General features: G+C 43.5%; 14 protein-coding genes and 1 riboswitch. Of the genes, 7 read left to right on the top strand and 7 right to left on the bottom strand.

The window, feature by feature from the left end:
• Window positions 1-7: 7 nt before the first annotated feature.
• From F8C82_RS04650 to F8C82_RS04635, 4 genes are all read right to left on the bottom strand, one after another.
• Window positions 8-850 (bottom strand): hypothetical protein, encoded by an 843-nt coding sequence (locus F8C82_RS04650; RefSeq protein ID WP_151692386.1) that lies wholly within the window; start codon window positions 848-850, stop codon window positions 8-10.
• A gap of 32 nt (window positions 851-882) precedes the next feature.
• Window positions 883-2331 (bottom strand): DUF5723 family protein, encoded by a 1449-nt coding sequence (locus F8C82_RS04645; protein WP_151692385.1) that lies wholly within the window; start codon window positions 2329-2331, stop codon window positions 883-885.
• On the bottom strand, window positions 2331-3851 hold the full coding sequence (locus F8C82_RS04640) for a molecular chaperone (RefSeq protein WP_151692384.1): 1521 nt from the start codon (window positions 3849-3851) through the stop codon (window positions 2331-2333). Before F8C82_RS04640 ends, F8C82_RS04645 begins: the two co-directional genes overlap by 1 nt.
• 81 nt (window positions 3852-3932) lie before the next feature.
• Window positions 3933-5813 carry an OmpA family protein gene (locus tag F8C82_RS04635; RefSeq protein ID WP_151692383.1) on the bottom strand — a complete coding sequence of 627 codons (1881 nt, stop codon included), beginning with the start codon at window positions 5811-5813 and terminating at the stop codon, window positions 3933-3935.
• A gap of 132 nt (window positions 5814-5945) precedes the next feature.
• On the opposite strand from F8C82_RS04635, the gene F8C82_RS04630 reads away from it, so the two are divergent.
• Genes F8C82_RS04630 through F8C82_RS04615 form a run of 4 tightly spaced genes read left to right on the top strand, consistent with a single transcriptional unit; the run spans window position 5946 to window position 10383 of the window.
• On the top strand, window positions 5946-6413 hold the full coding sequence (locus F8C82_RS04630; RefSeq protein ID WP_151692382.1) for a Fur family transcriptional regulator: 468 nt from the start codon (window positions 5946-5948) through the stop codon (window positions 6411-6413).
• A 12-nt stretch (window positions 6414-6425) separates the two neighbouring features.
• The gene (locus F8C82_RS04625) at window positions 6426-7691 is read left to right on the top strand and encodes an adenylosuccinate synthase (protein WP_151692381.1); all 1266 of its coding nucleotides are present in this window, start codon (window positions 6426-6428) and stop codon (window positions 7689-7691) included.
• Between the two features lie 5 nt (window positions 7692-7696).
• Window positions 7697-9187 (top strand): OstA-like protein, encoded by a 1491-nt coding sequence (locus F8C82_RS04620; RefSeq protein ID WP_170266153.1) that lies wholly within the window; start codon window positions 7697-7699, stop codon window positions 9185-9187.
• Window positions 9184-10383, top strand: a complete 1200-nt coding sequence (locus F8C82_RS04615) for a thioredoxin domain-containing protein (protein WP_151692379.1) — start codon at window positions 9184-9186, stop codon at window positions 10381-10383. Before F8C82_RS04620 ends, F8C82_RS04615 begins: the two co-directional genes overlap by 4 nt.
• Before the next feature lie 3 nt (window positions 10384-10386).
• Here F8C82_RS04615 and F8C82_RS04610 read toward each other — a convergent pair whose 3' ends face one another.
• Entirely contained in the window at window positions 10387-10788 is a 402-nt protein-coding gene (locus F8C82_RS04610; RefSeq protein ID WP_151692378.1) for a pyrophosphohydrolase domain-containing protein, read from the bottom strand.
• A 78-nt stretch (window positions 10789-10866) separates the two neighbouring features.
• On the opposite strand from F8C82_RS04610, the gene F8C82_RS04605 reads away from it, so the two are divergent.
• From F8C82_RS04605 to F8C82_RS04595, 3 genes are read left to right on the top strand one after another with little or no spacing between them, the layout of a single operon-like run.
• Window positions 10867-11064 carry a hypothetical protein gene (locus tag F8C82_RS04605; RefSeq protein WP_151692377.1) on the top strand — a complete coding sequence of 66 codons (198 nt, stop codon included), beginning with the start codon at window positions 10867-10869 and terminating at the stop codon, window positions 11062-11064.
• A gap of 6 nt (window positions 11065-11070) precedes the next feature.
• Complete coding sequence (locus tag F8C82_RS04600) at window positions 11071-12342, top strand: acetyl-CoA hydrolase/transferase family protein (protein ID WP_223279444.1); 1272 nt, start codon at window positions 11071-11073, stop codon at window positions 12340-12342.
• A 50-nt stretch (window positions 12343-12392) separates the two neighbouring features.
• Window positions 12393-12953 carry a DUF6580 family putative transport protein gene (locus F8C82_RS04595; protein WP_151692375.1) on the top strand — a complete coding sequence of 187 codons (561 nt, stop codon included), beginning with the start codon at window positions 12393-12395 and terminating at the stop codon, window positions 12951-12953.
• 83 nt (window positions 12954-13036) lie between these two features.
• Here F8C82_RS04595 and F8C82_RS04590 read toward each other — a convergent pair whose 3' ends face one another.
• Both F8C82_RS04590 and F8C82_RS04585 read right to left on the bottom strand, forming a co-directional pair.
• A complete protein-coding gene (locus F8C82_RS04590; RefSeq protein ID WP_151692374.1) occupies window positions 13037-14104 on the bottom strand; it encodes a YncE family protein in 1068 nt (355 codons plus the stop codon).
• Window positions 14094-15989 carry a TonB-dependent receptor plug domain-containing protein gene (locus tag F8C82_RS04585; protein ID WP_151692373.1) on the bottom strand — a complete coding sequence of 632 codons (1896 nt, stop codon included), beginning with the start codon at window positions 15987-15989 and terminating at the stop codon, window positions 14094-14096. The genes F8C82_RS04590 and F8C82_RS04585 overlap by 11 nt, the downstream gene beginning before the upstream one ends.
• A 28-nt stretch (window positions 15990-16017) precedes the next feature.
• Window positions 16018-16199: riboswitch (cobalamin riboswitch) on the bottom strand.
• Window position 16200 lies beyond the last annotated feature (1 nt).

Raw genomic sequence — 16200 nt, 5'->3', positions numbered from 1 at the left:
TGACTCCTTAGAAACCATCAAATGTATGTGGGAAACTAACTTCTGTACCATCGCAGTTTGCATTTAGGAAAACTACGTTGTTACATCCGTCTTCATCTTTAAAATCAACTGTCACATTCGCTACTTCAGAAGTACCAGAAGTAAGGCTTACGTCAACAATACCTTCCGTAACAACATACTGACAAGTTCTTTCGAAGCGCATGTTTTCGGTAAATGACGTTGAAAAGCTGATGGTATCTGCCAAATCATTTCCATGAGCCATTCCATAGAGTTCAAATACGTCATCTTCAATGCTATCTGTAGTCGTAAAACCAGACTCCCATTCCATGGAAAGGTTTGCATTGTAGTTGTATTCCGTACCAATGGTAAAATTGCTACTTACCAATGAAATTACCCAGTTGTTGGCTGTTTGACCTGTATTGGTAACAGCGATATTACCGACTACAGGAACATCATCAACATGATAGCCTGTAAGGTTTAAATTAATAGAACCGGCTTGTGTGAAGTAATCCCCAGTAATGGAACCAGAGATCTTACCTCTTCTCGACTTACCATCTTGACAAATCACATTGGAAGTGCCAAAGTCTACAGTGATAGAGTCATTGGCTAGCGTAACTGTTGCTCCGTCTATAGTAGTAGAGCCGTTGTTTTGCAAATCTTCGTTTCTCATGGCTTCATCAACGCGCGAAACAACATTCATAAAGTAAGAAGTTGTTTCAATAAAGGCATCTCCCATGTCTAGGTCATCTTCAGTGATGCCACAAAGGTTAATGTCTTCACACGAGACCATTGTGCCCGCCAGAGCAACAACAGCAAGGGATTTGTAGAGGAAGTTTTTCGTCTTTTTCATAATTCAAAAATTTCAAATGATGGTTGGGTTGGTTAGATCGTTTCGTTATTTGAGTTGTTTTCATCTTCTGTTTCCGATGAAGACTCTCCTTCTTCAGAGCCGCTTTGAGCCGCTTCTTCTGATGGAGGTGCAATCAGTGCAGGCTCCTTGTCCACTTCGTATCCTTTGAGGTCTTTGCGATACAATGCCACGTTCATACCAAAGCGGATGTTTGCCATATTCAGATCCTTCGAAAGTTGCGCACTCATCACATCATCTGTAAGAAGATACAATTGAATGGGACCTAAATTCAATGAGAATCCGACACCTACATTCAGGTTATCTCCGTCGATAACCGCATAGTTTGCATAGAAGCTGAACCATTTGCTCCAGTTTCCAATGTAGCTCACACCAAAAGTATTGAAAGTGCGGTCTCCCCATTGATTCAACTGGTAAGTAGCTCCAAATCCGTGCTTCGGATGCAGTTGATATCTTGCACCAGCCATGTAACTTCTAGGAAGTGCTTGTGTAAAACTGCCACCAGCCGTTTCTTGAAAGTTTAAGGCATCTACGATATCATTCAGAATAGAATCCCCATTCATACTTCCTTCCTCTCCATAAGAGTACTCTACCCCTTCCCATGTATATTGTCCCTTACTGGTATAGGTTCTAGTATTCGTGCTCCACGTCACAGAGCCGATATCTAAAGCAGCGATGCTCACCTCAAGATTTGGCATCACTTCGTATGAAACACCTAAATCAAAGGCGTATCCTTTGTTGTCGCTAAAGAGGAAGGTATTAACTCCTGTAAATTCGGGATCATCCACATTCAATACCGTAGCTACGCGAGTCTCAATATCCGTGTTGAAAGTCCATACATCAGAATTAAAAGTACCCTGAAGATCTGTGCGAGTAGAAGACATATGGGCTAATCCACTTAAATACTTCAATCGACCACCCACTCTCATTTTGCCATCCATCAATTCGTGTTGGTAACCCACGTGATAAGTGAGATAGGAATTCAATGTAGTCTCGTTATTGGACATGTTGATTTGTCCATTAAGCGGAACAGAGCCGTAATACGCCAAATTCAGAATCTCAACAGGGTATTCAAAACTCACTTGATTCTTCACTTGTACGCCTAAGCTCCAAAAACCTTTTCCCGTTCTGAAACCTACGTAGGCAATATCCATCGTCTGATCGATGAGGAGTCGATCTCCTTCACTTACATTGTCTAATATGTATTCAATCGACTCATTTCCATTGAGTCCAGATGAAATTACCGGAGCCAAATCAAAACTTGAATTGTGTACATAGGTGCTCTGCATACCTATACCGGGAATACCAACAACGGCGCGATACGGTTGATAAGCTGACGGGTTTGCCATGTGAAATTCACCCACTCTTTCAAAGTTGTAGGCAGAAATCATGGATTGTCCGTGGGCTAGTGATGCTGCAGTAACGAAAGCACCTACCAGCATGTGTTTAGTAGAAACTTTCATTATAAATCGTATTTCAATTTGACATTCAAGCCCAGCTTCACTGCAATGTCGTAGTCCTCATAGATCTTGACGACATCGTTACCATTATTGGAAGTATTCATTGTAACAATCAACTGAAGCTTGCTCGCATTCAACAAGCGATCAATCTTGGTAGCTGTCAATACTTCTTCTTCGGTTGTAATGGTATACCCTGTACTTCTGCCGTTTGCATCAACAGGAGCTGCATCGAACAGATCGAGTGTTACGCTATCCAGAATTTGTTGTGAACTGGTAATGAATCTCACTTTCAAATCTGCGTCAAGTGGAAACTCATTCTCCACATGGAACTTCATCACTAGCTTCTCAATCGGGTTGTCTTGCTCTCTCAAATCAGAGAAATCGATATCGTTGATGTCCTGTTCAAACACCAAGTTCTGCGTTCTCAATTCTAATGGAAGATCAATGGTCACTCCCACTTGCATTTCTCCATCAGCTGTGATGAAATTGTCGATTCCCGTTTCACCAGCGGGATTCATTTGACCTGAGCCACTGTACAATATGGTATTCGGCACATTTGAAATGAAGTTCACAATATTGCTGGTTGAGTTGTTTATGATCACATGGGTTGTGTCATAAGCACCAATCGTGGAAGGCCCTGAAATGGTAATAGGATCTAAGCCCAAAGTGGACAACTGACCCGCTGTGTTTACGCCGTCCAACTTTAAATTCAATTGAAGGGGTAGACCAACGTTCGTTGTTACAGCAAGGTCGATGGTAGGATTCTCGAGATAGAGACCATTCAAGAAATTTTCAAATGCCTCTATTCCCAAATTTAAATTTCCCGATGGAACGGAAACATTTCTCTGACCAAAATAACCCACTGCATTTCCGAGTGTGAGGTTTTCATAGACCAATTCCAGGTCAACCGACTCTCCCGCAGCTGCGCCTCCGTTATTTAAAATGACAATGTCAAAGCTGATGTAATTCTCAGTGACACCGCCGTTTGTTAAATCCATCTCCAAACCTGCAACAGGAACAGTGGTGGTTGAAAGGCCTACAGGAGCAACAATGTCTACTTGGAAGGTTGTTCCTCCAATATCGGCATTGTTAATAACCACGCGCAATTCTACGGTATTGCTCAAGGGGTTATTTACACTCAAGCTCAATAACCCGTCGCGAACGCGAAGAGATTTGAACTTCGCTTCACCAATGGTTCCCAGCGAAGAACTCACAGAAAGTGATGGAATGTCTAAAGGAACTGTAGTTACGATAGGGTCCTGTTGAGGGACAGAAGCAAAATCATCAATGGAAAAGCCGAAAACACTATCGCTTTCGTAAATCACACGGAGTCCACCATCTGGATCTACCGTAAATAGAGTGTCGTTGACAAGGATGTCCTCTAGGCTAATTCTTGCGTTGGCAACCGGTAACTCCCATTCTCCGCGATACTGAATATCAGAGAATTTATCGAAGTCTAAATCCGGAGCACAACCAAGCATAGCTAAGCCGAGTGAAAGAAGGACTAAGTTCTTCAGTTTCATAGTTAGGTGTAGGTTTGTAGGAACACCAAAAGTAACTAAATGTAGGTAAAAACTGAAAGAAACTTCCTACAGAGCAACCATTTACAGGATCGTAAACTCTGTTCTTCTATTCAATGCTCGACCTTCTTCTGTTGAATTATCGGCAATTGGCACCGTTGCCCCAAAACCTTTCACTTGCACTCTATCTTCGCTAACTCCCTGTGAAACAAGATATTGCTTTACCGCTTCTGCTCTATCTAAACTCAATTTAGCATTGTAAGCGGCATTGCCCTCATCGTCTGTATGTCCGTCTACTCGAATCTTGACGTCTGGATTCAACTCCATAAAACCAACGAGTCGGTTGAGTTCAATTTTAGATGGATTCTGTAATTCAAATGAATCATATTCGAAGAACACATTTTTCAAAACCGCACTTTCCCCAGATACGATAGGCTTGAGAACAATCTCAACATATTCATCGGTAGCATCGGTTTGATCTTTTAGGTTAATCGTTTCCGAGTAGAATAAGTAACCCGGAGAAGTGACATTTACCGCATAATTTCCACCAGAAGGAAGCGATACATAGAATGTTCCGTCCGATGCATTCTCATCCGACAAAACCTCCTCGCCAGTTTCAAGGTCCACAAATGAAAGTGAAGCTTTAACAGGATTACTACTAACTTCCTCAACTACAATTCCATCAATCCATGCTACAGGAAGCGCACGAACTTCTTCAGGCAATTCAAATTGATATAGTTCTAGATGATCAGCTTCATTACCTCTGTCCGATGCGTAATACGCCGTTTTTCCATCTGGAGCTACCGCAAGTGAGAATTCATCTTGGAAAGTGTTAATCGGATAGCCCAGATTTTGGATGTTCGTCCAATTGCCATTTTCATCCTTGTGTGCCACGAAAAGATCTTCTTGCCCCATTCCGGTGTGACCATTGCTAGAAAAATAAAGGGTTTTTCCATCAAAATGCAGGAATGGACTAGCCTCTCCTCCTTCAGTATTCACATCGCCCTGTAGTTTTGTAGCTCTCGTCCAGCGGCCATCTACTAGATGAGATTCAAAAATATCTCCCTTATCACCTGATCCATTACCACCTCTCACAAACAGAAGCGTTTTCCCGTCTGCAGATATGGTGGGCTGACTCTCCCAAAAGCGGGTATTGATATTACCTCCAAGATTAAAAGGAGCTGCCCAAGTACCATCACTGAGTTTCTTCGACACATATATGTCACAAGAGCCAAAGCCTCCCTCTCGATTACAACCTGCAAAGAAGATGTAGTTCCCATCGGCTGAAAGTGATTGTGCGCCTTCATTGCCCGTGGTATTTAAAAAACCCTCTAGACGCTGAGAACGCGTCCATTCTCCATCCACCTTCTCGGTAGCGTAGAAGTCTTCATCCATTGGCTCGACGTTCATGTTTCGCCCCGTAAAAACTAGCGTCTTTCCATCCCCTGATACGGATGGGAAATATTGCATTTCCATGGTATTCACCATTTCTCCTAGCCACTGTGGTTCAAAAGGAACAGGATGGGCTATTTGAACCAATGCGAACTGTGCAGTCTCCTTCATCTTATGTGCTCTTCCCGCATATCTACTGTTCAACTCGTCGGAATCGAGGTAAATTTGAATAAGACTATCAGCCTCAGCATAATACCCCAATCGCAAGGCGGCATCTGTCCATCTGAAGTATACCGCCATGGGCATCCCGAATTCCACAGCTTTCGCGTAAGAGGTCATCATTTCATCTCCTTCACCCAAATATGTATGGATGTCGGCCTTAAAAAGCCAGGCTTCCGCGTAATCTTCACTGCTTTCTACCGACTTATTTATGTGCTCCAAGGCTTCCTGATAGTTTCCGTTAGCTACACTGGAACGCGCGTCTTGATATTCCCTTTGGGCACGTCTAGACTGGGCGCAAGCAGCGGTAGCAATGAATAAGAGGGGTAGTAAAATGGATAGTTTACGTATCATAAAGAGTAAAGCTGTGTGAAATAGCGCTTGAAGATAGGAGGAATTCTTTTACTCGAATATAGAATTGACCACTTACAAAACGTATTCCTTACGTAGGAATTGCTATTTTTGTCCCTTTGTTCAAATATGGATATGGACGACACGGCTTTCGAGCGCGTAAAAGAAGTATTTACCGAGTACTTAGAGCATAACAAACAGCGTAAAACACCTGAACGTTATGCCATATTGAAAGAGATCTACGCGAGTGAGGATCACTTCGATATCGAGTCCTTGTACATTTCAATGAAGAACAAAAACTATCGCGTGAGTAGAGCTACACTCTATAATACGATAGAACTTCTCCTCCAATGTGGCCTCGTGCGCAAGCATCAGTTCGGACAAAATCAGGCCCATTACGAGAAATCCTACTTCAATAAACAGCACGATCATGTTATTTGCACCGATACAGGTGAAGTAATTGAGTTTTGTGATCCCCGTATCCAGCAAATCAAAGCGACCATTGAAGAGGTCTTTGGTGTGAGCGTAGACGGACACTCCCTCTACTTTTACGCAAGGAGAAATGCTGAAGTAGAAAAATCGAATTCGAATTCCACAAAATAAGCAGAACGCTTTATGGCAGTAGATATCCTCTTAGGACTCCAATGGGGAGATGAGGGAAAAGGCAAAATCGTTGACGTACTCACTCGTCAATATGATATTATCGCACGTTTCCAAGGTGGACCAAATGCAGGTCACACACTAGAATTCGACGGAATTAAGCACGTATTGCACACCATTCCATCTGGTATTTTTCACGACAATTCCATTAACATTGTAGGTAACGGTGTGGTGATTGATCCTGTTATTTTCAAGAAGGAAATGGATGCGTTGGACAAGTTTGAAGGTGATTTCACTGAAAAACTTCTCCTTTCTAGAAAGGCACACTTGATCCTTCCTTCTCACCGTATGCTCGACGCAGCATCTGAAGCCTCTAAAGGCAAGAAGAAAATCGGATCTACCTTGAAAGGTATTGGCCCCACTTACATGGATAAAACTGGAAGAAACGGTTTGCGTGTAGGTGATATTGAACTTCCCGACTTCCGCGAGCGCTACAACAACTTGGTGGCAAAACACAAAGAGCTCATCTCTTTGTACAACTTTGAGTGTGATCTCGAAAGCATGGAAGCCGAGTGGTTTGAAGCTATTGAATACTTGAAAACGCTTACGTTGGTTGACAGTGAACCCTATATTCACAATGCACTTCGTGAGAATAAAAAGATTCTTGCAGAAGGAGCTCAGGGAACGTTGTTGGACATCGACTTTGGAACCTACCCTTTTGTGACTTCTTCAAATACCACCGCGGCTGGCGCTTGCACCGGTCTTGGTGTAGCACCAAATCGCATTGGAGAAGTGTTCGGAATCTTTAAAGCTTATTGTACTCGTGTTGGTAGTGGCCCATTCCCTACGGAACTTGAAGATGCAACAGGTGAAGAACTCCGCGCTAAAGGTCACGAGTTTGGCGCTACCACAGGTAGACCTAGACGCTGTGGCTGGTTGGATCTCCCTGCGCTTAAGTACGCCATTGACATCAACGGTGTGACTCAGCTTATCATGATGAAGGCGGACGTATTGAGTGGTTTTGACACCATCAAAGTCTGTACTCAATACAAGTATAGAGGTGAATTGGTCGACCATTTGCCTTACAGAATTGAAGATCACCTTGTAGAACCTGTTTACGAGGATCTACCAGGATGGAGCGAAGACCTAACTTCTGTACGTTCAGAAGACGAAATGCCTGCTAACTTGCGTTCTTACATCGACTACATTGAAAAGCACACTGGTGTTCCTATTAAAGTGGTTTCTGTAGGTCCAGATAGAACGCAAACCATTCAGAGATAAAATTTGTGAAGCTACTTCACACTCTTCTTTTCCTTCTCCTCGGAGTCACCGCCTTTGGTCAAACAAAAAAGACCAAAATAGAGATTGTATTTGCCCGAACCATCAAGCAGATCAACCGTTCTGGCGAGGTTGTACGACTCATTGGAGATGTTCGAATGAAACATGAAGGTGCGCTGATGTATTGTGATTCAGCGCACTTTTTTCCCGTTTCTAACAGCATGATTGCCTACAGCAATGTGCACATTAATCAAGGAGACACCCTACATCTTTACGGCGACATTCTCGATTACAACGGCAACACTAAAATGGCCGACATCCGAGGAAATGTGAAGCTCGTAGATCCAGATTTGACGCTCACTACCAGTGCATTGATGTTCGACAGAAATTCACAAGTAGGATACTATACCACTGGAGCAGAGATCATTGCAAAGAACGAGACCCTACGAAGTATTCGAGGTTTGTACGATGGCAACACCAATCTCCTTCGATTTAAGGAAAAAGTTGAACTTCAAACCGAAGATTACATCATCTATTCCGATACCATGTATCACCACAGCGAATCGGAACAAACGTGGTTCTACGGCAAAACACACATTACTGGAAATGGCGGCGACATTTACTGTAATAAAGGATACTTCAACGCTATCAACGATTACTCTTGGTTTGTAGACAGTGTATTCATCTACAATGACGCTCAGCTGATTCGCGGAGACTCTGTCTTCTACAACCAACAATCAGACGTCGGACAAGTATACGACAATGTGTTTCTCTCTGATACAGTAGAAGGTTACTCCGTGACAGGAACCTTTGCCCGATACACCAAGAAGAACAGCTATGCATTTGTGACTGGTTTTCCCGTTTACAGTATTGATGTTGATGGTGATTCGCTGCATTTGGCAGGTGATACACTACTTACTTTTCGTGAACACGACACGACGGAACGATTTTTGAAAGTGTACCACAACGTGAGAATTTATAAATCAGACTTTCAAGGACGCTGTGATTCACTCTTCTATTCTGAAATAGATTCCACCTTCCATTTATATCATCAACCCATTCTTTGGACGGGAATCAACCAAATGACTTCAGATAATATCGCCCTGAAATTACGCGACGGGAAAATGGATAGCCTTTTTATGACAGGCAATGCATTCCTGCTTTCTGAAACGGAGGAAATCCTATACGATCAAATTAAAGGGAAGAATATGTATGGACAGTTTGTGGACAATGAACTAGAACGCATATTCGTTTCAGGAAATGGTCAAACGGTCTACAACGCATACGATGAGAACGAGGTTCTACTCGGAATTAATCGCGCCGACTGTAGCGACTTAGAGATCAAGGTAAAGGACAACAAGATTATGCGAATTATCTTCTTGGTGAAACCCGATGCCACCCTCTACCCTGTTGAAGATATTCCAGAAGGTGAAAAGAGATTAAAAGGATTTAAGCCTAGATTTGAAGAGCGTCCGTCTTTAAGCGACATCTTTCAATGAAACAAGTACTCTCCATTCTATTCATTGCACTCTTCGGCTTTCAACTCAAAGCGCAGCCGGAATTTATAGAGGTTGAAAGTGTTTCTGAATGGGAAGAGGTTCTGACCCTCTCTCAACAAAGCAAACGCCTCCTCTTTGTTTATGTGGTTTCTGATGACTGTGATCCATGCGATCTTATGTTTAAGGAGACCCTTGGAAATCAAGGAATCGCCGAAGAAATCACAAACCATTTTATTCCTGTACTGATCCGTAATGAATCAACGGTTGGTAAGAAGTTCATTCTCACCTTCGACGTTGTTCAACTACCTTCAAGCTTGTGGATGACGGGAACAGAATTTGTTTGGATGACCCTAGAAGGTGAATATGACGCTGAAGAGTTCAATACAAAGCTATCCGATCTTCGCAACCTCATAAGAACCTACCCTAATAAGCTGCAATATGCCTTGAGTGGTGGAGATACACTTCAAGTAGAAGATTGGTTTGACTTGATGTTTCTATCTTCCATTAATAGAACGAGTTATGAATCTGACTTAATCAATCAGTTCAAGAATGGATTGTCGTGGGACTCCCTACAGTCTCCAAAGTACTGGCCTTTCTTAGCTACCTACGTATCCGACGTTCGAAGTCCGATTTTCAACTACATCGCAATTGATCCTGCGGAAGCTCTTGGCACCGATTTCCCATGGTCAGATTACTACGACATGATGTACGAACACAACCTCGACAAGGCCATTCGTGAATACGATTCCTCTCGGGTTGAATCGATCGAACTTCTCCTACTTCCTACAAAGATTTACGATTCTACAGCAACCAAGACAGATACAGTACTTACGAGAATTGCTCTATGGCAAGAATTCCTTCTTAGAACCGGAGAGTTTGGCGCTTACTTAGACTACAGCGACTCAGCACTGAGAAGCATTCCGCTGACAGAAGATATCGTTAAAGAGCAAATCCATGTACTCACCTCCTACTCATTGAGTGACGATGCATTTACGAGTGGATTGAGATGGGTAAATCACACATTAAAGACTGAAAAGTCTGCTAATTTATACATCATGAAGGCCGACATGCTTCTTCGATTGGGCAAATTGCCCCAAGCTACTGAAGCCTTGATAGAAGCAGAAAAGCAGAACCCGAATGACAAACAGAAAGAATCTATAGAGTTCTTAGATATGATCATTCGAAACCGCTATTGATAACTATACCACGTCCTTGTACTCGGCCAAAATCTTAGCCAAATCTGGCTTGAAATAATTCGGGCCTTTCATCACCTTTCCGTCCTCACGGTAGATCGGCTCTCCGTCTTCACCCAACTTAGACATATTGCTTCGTTGGATTTCATCAAACACACGTTCAATGACATCTTGCATACCGTGACTCAAGATCGTTCCACAAAGAATGTAGAGCATATCACCTAAAGCATCTGCAATTTCCACAGTATCGTGATTCTGAGCCGCTTCAAGATATTCTTCATTCTCCTCTCGCATCAGCTTGTATCTCAAAAGGTATTGATCTTGTGGAATCTCACCAACAGGCTTGGTATTCTGGGGAATTCTATATGTCTCGTGAAAGGTGTAAACGGAATCGAGTTGCTTCTTCATAATTAAATTAAATAGACTGACCTTTGTCAGGATTCTGGCGCAAAATAGCGCCTACCTTTGAAAACAAGATAACACAAGATGAAAGAAGTTGAGGTTATTACCACAGGCCACTGGATATTCGCCGCAATTTTCGCCGTTGCCTTTGTCATTTTCCTTGTTTGGAGTTACCGCAAAGACGCTGCACGCCATGCGAGATACGAAATGTCATCCTATGGAATCGTCACCCTTTTCGCTGTGTTGCTGCTCATCATCTATATTTTCAAACGGCTTATTTAAAGAATCATGGCAAGTTTTGTATCTGCCCAGGAAGCGATTTCTCACATCAAGTCTGAACAAAACTTATTTATCCACACCGCCGCTGCTGCACCACAAGCCCTCGTTGGCGCTTTAGTGAATAGAGCATCGGAGTTGTATGGAGTTAAGATTTACCATCTGCATACTGATGGAAATGCGGAGTATGCCAATGATGAATACGCGGGTATTTTCGATGTATTCTGTCTGTTTATTGGAGGAAATGTGCGCAAAGCCGTGTGGAACGGTAGAGCGCAGTTCGTACCCTGCTTCCTTAGTGAAGTTCCAGGTTTGTTCAGAAAGAATGTCATTCCTCTCGATGTTGCCCTGATTCAAGTTAGTCCTCCAGACCGACACGGTTTCTGTTCATTGGGAATCTCTGTAGACGCCACCAATGCTGCTTGGCACTCTGCAAAACTCGTAATTGCACAGATCAATGAAAACATGCCCCGCTCTCATGGCGATGGTTTGATTCACATTAGTGAGATTGACTACGCTGTGGAGCACACCCAGCCGCTCCCGCTGCACGAGCCAGCACCTATAACTCCCGAAGAGGCTAAGATTGGCAAGCACATCGGACAGATGATTGAGAATGGCTCTACTCTTCAGATGGGCATAGGCTCCATTCCCAACGCCGTACTCAATGAGTTGAGTACCCACGAGAATTTGGGGATTCACACAGAAATGTTTAGTGATGGGATTATCCCTCTAGTCGAGAGTGGTGTCATCAACAACTCTAAAAAGAAGATTCACCCTGGTAAAATTGTGAGTGGATTCGCCTTCGGTTCACAGAAGTTGTACGACTTCATCCACGACAATCCATTGGTGAACATGCTGGACATTGCTTACGTAAACGATGTTTCCGTGATTCGTAAAAACCCTAAAGTGGTAGCTATCAACAGCGCCATTGAAGTGGATGTAACTGGACAAGTTTGTGCAGACAGCATTGGCACAAAGTTCTACTCCGGCGTAGGTGGCCAAATGGACTTTATTCGTGGGGCTTCTCTTTCTGAAGGAGGAAAGCCCATCATCGCACTTTCAAGTGCAACGAATAAGGGAATTAGCAAGATCGTATCTCAATTGAAACCCGGAGCGGGCGTGGTCACTACTCGCGCTCACGTTCATTATGTGGTGAGTGAGTATGGTATAGCCGATCTTTATGGCAAATCTATTCGTGAAAGAATTCATGCTATGATTGATATCGCTCACCCAGATCACCGAGAAAATCTTGAAAGAGAGGCATTTGAGCTATATCACTCTTAAATTGGCATAAACCAGTGTAAGACTTACCTTTGCATCAAAGAACATAAGAAATGAATCGTCGCCAAACATTTACGTTTGTTGCTTCCCTTCTCGCAGTAGCAGCATTTACTCGTCTTATTCCTCACGCTCCTAACTTCACAAGTATGGGTGCTGTAGCTCTAATTGGTGGGGCTTGGTTTAGAAAGAGTTCATGGTCTGTTCTCTTACCTCTCCTTGCTCTATTTGCAAGTGATTTGGTTTTGAATAACCTCGTGTATTCTACTGGGTCTGGCTTCACTCTATTCTACAGTGGAGCTGAGTACATTTACGGAGCGTTCGCGTTGATTAGCTTACTAGGTGCATTTGGATTGAAAAATGCCAAGCTTTCCAAATTTGGACGCTACGCTATCTTCGGAGGAGTTTCTGCTTTTCTCTTCTTCCTCATCTCCAATTTTGGAGTTTGGATGGCGGATGCCGGAATGTACTCGAAAGATTTTGCTGGTTTGATGGCTTGTTACACAGCCGCTGTTCCTTACGCATTGAACTCGGTTGCTAGCTTTATAGCTTACGGATTCGCCATTATGGGAATCAAAGAAGTAGTTGAAGCTCGTTTCGCCGCTTCTCGTGCATAAGCGTAGAAATCGATCAAAATAAAAAAGGTCCGCCTCATTTCGAGAGCGGACCTTTTCTTTTCTGGGTCTATAGACCTAGACCTTTACTTATTGAAAGCGTAGTTTCCTGGAATAATTCCAACCGTCAAGGTGTCAACTACCGCTTGAGAAGAGATATCGTAACGATACACTTTTCCTGAGCTAGCGTAATCAACGGCGTCACCTAAATAAAGTTCGCCATCCACATCATTGTACCCCATAGAGTAAAGCGAAGCACCTGGAACCAATGAAGTAGTATTCAAGGCTGTGGCTGTAATGTCAAGGCTGAATGGAGTTCCGCCGTAACCATTGCTCAAGTAGTACAAAACTTGACCAGAAGCGTCGAGCGTTAGTCCAGTTGGTCGATCTGCAGAAGGGAATACAAGTCCGAGTTCCTCTGCCCCTGTGGCCATGTCGTATCTGTGAATACTTCCGTCTTCATTGTTAGAAGCATCGTTCCAATCGGTGTAGCCACCACACAATACCCATAGATCACCATTTGCATCAATGGCAATTCCATTAGGATTGTAGCCGGTGTACAAGGTGTCCACAACGGTATGCGTAGCAGTCTCAATTACAGTAACGGTTGAATCCAAACCGAAACCACCTGAATTTGCAACGTACAACATGCCATTGTGAAGTAACATGCGCTCTGGCCCTGTGTTTACATTCACACTTGCAACAAGCGACTGACTCGTTGTATTGTAGAATTCAACGGAGTTACTTCCCCAGTTTGAAATTGCTACTTCATTTGCACCAATACCTACAGCGTAACGCGGCTGTTGCAATCCCGTAATGGTTCCGTTTGAGCTCATGTCATCAGCATCAACGATTTCAACTACACCGCTGTTGTTTACAACAATAAATGCCTGATCACCAGAAATACTCATACTGTGAACCACGTTTCCAAGTGGGCGAAGGTTAACACTCGCAAACACATCGTTCTCAAGCGTTCCATCTGTGGTGTTGTAGAACGAAAGTGTTCCGTTTCCACCTTGAAAAGGACCTTCATTGGTGATGAACATCCCATTGGCATAATCTCCGTTGTTGCCTTTAGATGTTTTGGGCTCATCTTTAGCACATGACGCCAAGATTGGAAGTGCAGCTAAAAGGGCCCAAGAATTAATTCTCATGGTATTTAAATTGAAATTTGACTGATAGATTGCCTTGTATCCCCGGCATAGGGTAAAATCGTTGCTGACTGTATTCTTCGTTGGTGGCATTGAGAACTGCTGCTCCCAATGTCACATTTACCGAACGATAGGGTAACGTATAGTCAACCCCCAGATCTATTAGGTTATATCCGGGAATATCGTAGACTGGATTGTTGTCGGTTGTAGTATGTACGTTGGATGTTCGGGTTGCTCGCATCCAAAGAGAGGCCCCTAAAAATTTGACTGAAGCATTCAAAGCTGCTCTGTACTCTGGAGTATAAATCAATTGGTTCCCAAGCGTTGGATCGCTGGGGTTTGTACTTTCCAAAGTTTTCGTGCTATTCCAAGAACCCTCTACTCCAATTACAAATGGCACTGTAAGCGCAGATGATGAGGCATATGAACCTCCAACAGTCCCACCATAAAGTTCTACTTTTCGAACATTCATGGGGGAATAAAACGGTCCAACCGAAACCCAAAGAATATAGTCTTCTACTTGAGAATAGTATGGATCTACCGAGAGTGATAGTAGTCCTCCTGAAATATCCCACATCTTTTTTAGTCGGATATCTACCGTATAACCAAGCTCCGGACTAAGGTTGATATTCCCTCCTGGTGTCCAGTATAAATCATTTAAGGTAGGGAATCTAAAATGCTGACGATAGGAAGCTTGCGCATGAAAACCTCGCACATTATTCAGCTTCAATCCCACCGATGGCAACAGTGGTGTTTGGGATTGTTGATGATCTACTTTGAGCGCGCCATCCAAGATGAGATAGTCTTTTGCAAACGTCCAGTTCAAGCGTACACCAGCTCCCATTCGGTGTAAATCTGAAGTTGACTTAGAACTCCCTTTCACCTTTTGGTAAGCGTGATCAAGAACGGTAGTAAGCAAGAGAGATTCGTTAATATGGTAATAGAAAGATGCATCGCTGTATTGTGCCCAAGCCAGGTTGGTGTCATTTAAACTCGCCGTAGGATCTACGTAGCGTTGATCCTCCCAGTAGTTACTGGTTTGTATGTGATAGCCATACCTGAGCTGATCCACTTCATATCGGAAGTAGGCTCTGGTTTGATCGTCGTATTGTGTGGCACCTGGACCATAGGTCTGGCTAATGCTCTTGGGAATCCCCCTATCAATCGTAGATCCCCAAAAACCCCATGTAAGCTGACGATTCTCAAGCATCCAGTTACCCTCATAGGTAAGGTGTACGGCAGATTGATCCGAGCCTATCCTCTCGCGAACATCACCGTATAAATCCGTATACTCAAAATCGAGTGGCCCCCATTGATTGATCGTTCCTAGATGATGCGAGACCTGCTTCGTTTTAAATGATATTCTCGCCCGGTTTTCAAACAACCCAGACGTGCGATAAGTAAACGTATTTGAAACTTCTAGATCGTTGTTCAACTGTTTGTTGGAATACACTTGAAGGGCTCCCCCCATGTACGAAGAACCGTTTAAAGATCCCGCTGCCCCCGCATCAATTTCAACTTTAGCATCCAGAGGAAGGGTTGAAAGGTCTGTTAGACCTAAGGCCGGAGAATTTAGCGGCATACCGTTCCAATACACGGCAGTTTGAGAAGGACTGTATCCTCTAAAGGAGATCGTACTGGCCAATCCAGGTCCGTAGCTTCGTATGTAAATGGAGGAATTGCCCGCTAGCGATTCAGCTAGGTTTACATCGGCCATAGATCGAACGGGTAGCGTATCAATACGCTCATCCGAACCATAGCGTGCATTGCCAAAGCGAGGTGCTTCAATTGTCACTTCCGACAACTCTTCTTGAGCATCTGCCGAATAGGTGCTAGTTATTCCAAGGAATAATGCACCAACAATATGTAGGTACTTGTTTTCTTTCATGCCACGCTCTCTTTCTTCCCGAAGAGGATGTGTTATTACATTCGTGGCAGGTCTTCTGACTCTTCCTTTGTCTCATGCCTTCCCGATTTTACTCAGTGGCTGTGTGGATTGAGACACTCATGGAATTACAGCTGCGGGTACAGTTCCGGATTTACACCGGATTCCCTTTTCATCCCGAAACTTCGGGACACCGCGAATGGCGCGAAGGTAG

The organism is Phaeocystidibacter marisrubri (assembly GCF_008933165.1).
GTDB lineage: Bacteria > Bacteroidota > Bacteroidia > Flavobacteriales > Schleiferiaceae > Phaeocystidibacter > Phaeocystidibacter marisrubri.
Note: the sequence above shows the minus strand (reverse complement) of the source record. Positions and strands in the feature narration are given on the sequence as shown.

Coding starts and splice junctions, on each gene's coding strand:
- F8C82_RS04650 (WP_151692386.1), bottom strand. CDS start 850: ATGAAAAAGACGAAAAACTTCCTCTACAAATCCCTTGCTGTTGTTGCT.
- F8C82_RS04635 (WP_151692383.1), bottom strand. CDS start 5,813: ATGATACGTAAACTATCCATTTTACTACCCCTCTTATTCATTGCTACC.
- F8C82_RS04605 (WP_151692377.1), top strand. CDS start 10,867: ATGAAAGAAGTTGAGGTTATTACCACAGGCCACTGGATATTCGCCGCA.
- F8C82_RS04630 (WP_151692382.1), top strand. CDS start 5,946: ATGGACGACACGGCTTTCGAGCGCGTAAAAGAAGTATTTACCGAGTAC.
- F8C82_RS04585 (WP_151692373.1), bottom strand. CDS start 15,989: ATGAAAGAAAACAAGTACCTACATATTGTTGGTGCATTATTCCTTGGA.
- F8C82_RS04590 (WP_151692374.1), bottom strand. CDS start 14,104: ATGAGAATTAATTCTTGGGCCCTTTTAGCTGCACTTCCAATCTTGGCG.
- F8C82_RS04595 (WP_151692375.1), top strand. CDS start 12,393: ATGAATCGTCGCCAAACATTTACGTTTGTTGCTTCCCTTCTCGCAGTA.
- F8C82_RS04640 (WP_151692384.1), bottom strand. CDS start 3,851: ATGAAACTGAAGAACTTAGTCCTTCTTTCACTCGGCTTAGCTATGCTT.
- F8C82_RS04625 (WP_151692381.1), top strand. CDS start 6,426: ATGGCAGTAGATATCCTCTTAGGACTCCAATGGGGAGATGAGGGAAAA.
- F8C82_RS04615 (WP_151692379.1), top strand. CDS start 9,184: ATGAAACAAGTACTCTCCATTCTATTCATTGCACTCTTCGGCTTTCAA.
- F8C82_RS04645 (WP_151692385.1), bottom strand. CDS start 2,331: ATGAAAGTTTCTACTAAACACATGCTGGTAGGTGCTTTCGTTACTGCA.
- F8C82_RS04610 (WP_151692378.1), bottom strand. CDS start 10,788: ATGAAGAAGCAACTCGATTCCGTTTACACCTTTCACGAGACATATAGA.
- F8C82_RS04600 (WP_223279444.1), top strand. CDS start 11,071: ATGGCAAGTTTTGTATCTGCCCAGGAAGCGATTTCTCACATCAAGTCT.